This window comes from Planococcus beigongshangi, assembly GCF_016820495.1.
Classification (GTDB): Bacteria; Bacillota; Bacilli; order Bacillales_A; family Planococcaceae; genus Planococcus; species Planococcus beigongshangi.
Genome location: NZ_JADHDU010000026.1, coordinates 1 through 1,021 on the forward strand (window position 1 = coordinate 1; position 1,021 = coordinate 1,021).

Genomic DNA, 1,021 nt, shown 5'->3' on the forward strand with positions numbered 1-1,021 from the left:
AGCGATTTTTCCGGGTTTATCAGCGATTTTCTTTAGTTTATCAGCGATTTTTTCGTGTTTATCAGCGATTTCCCAAAATACTGCTCCTGAGAAAGATTATTTATAAAATAGTTGAGCCGCCTTCAACTGGAATTGTATTTCCATGCATAAAGCTTGCATCATCACTGGCAAGGAACGCGACTACTTTTCCAATATCATCCGGTTTACCATATCTTCCAGCAGGTGCATTCATCGTTAATTCATGGAAAATACCACCTGGAGCAGTCATCCCAGCTTCAGCAGTAAGAGGTGTCTCGATAACGCCTGGCGCGATGGCCAAAACACGAATACCTTCATGGCCATATTCGAAGGCCAGCTGTTTTGTAAATCCAACAATACCATGTTTAGCTGCCGTGTATTCAATTCCAGCGTTACTGGCAATTAGACCGGACGCGGATGCGGTATTGATAATGACCCCTTTACCTTGCTTAAGCATTTGCGGAAGTACGCGCTTAGACATAAGGAAGACACTTTTCAAGTCAACTGCCATAACTTTATCCCAGGATTCATCCGGAACATCCAGTAATTTAACTGCCGCTCCACCAATCCCAGCGTTGTTACACAGTACATCGATGGAACCGAAAGTATCAACTGTCGTTTTTACAAGAGATTCGATTTGTTCTGCATCTGTAACGTTCACTTCGACAGCAATTGCTTCTCCGCCTCCTGCTTTAATCATTTCGACTGTCTCATTTGCACCATCCATATTCATATCTGCTACAACTATTTTCGATCCTTCTTTAGCCAAATTTACACACATTGAACGGCCAAGTCCCGATCCCCCACCAGTTACAATACTTACTCTGTCTTGTAATTTCATCTTCCATCCTCCTAAATTTTTTTATCCTTCATTGAGGAATTATACTATTTGTTCCATATATTACAAATATTCTGTCTTCAAAATGTTTTTTTCTTTTTCTCTTCAGCTATAAGTGAATAAAAAAGATAAGCTTAAACTGCGCTATATTGTGGAGGTTTCTGA

General features: G+C 40.4%; 1 protein-coding gene. It reads right to left on the bottom strand.

Features of this window, described 5'->3' with window-relative positions; translation table 11 throughout:
- Window positions 1-100 precede the first annotated feature (100 nt).
- Entirely contained in the window at window positions 101-859 is a 759-nt protein-coding gene (locus IQ294_RS16210; protein WP_203335075.1) for an SDR family NAD(P)-dependent oxidoreductase, read from the bottom strand.
- Between the last annotated feature and the right edge of the window lie 162 nt (window positions 860-1,021).

Excerpts from the sequence above, each read along its gene's own strand:
- IQ294_RS16210 (WP_203335075.1), bottom strand. The coding sequence starts at position 859 with ATGAAATTACAAGACAGAGTAAGTATTGTAACTGGTGGGGGATCGGGA.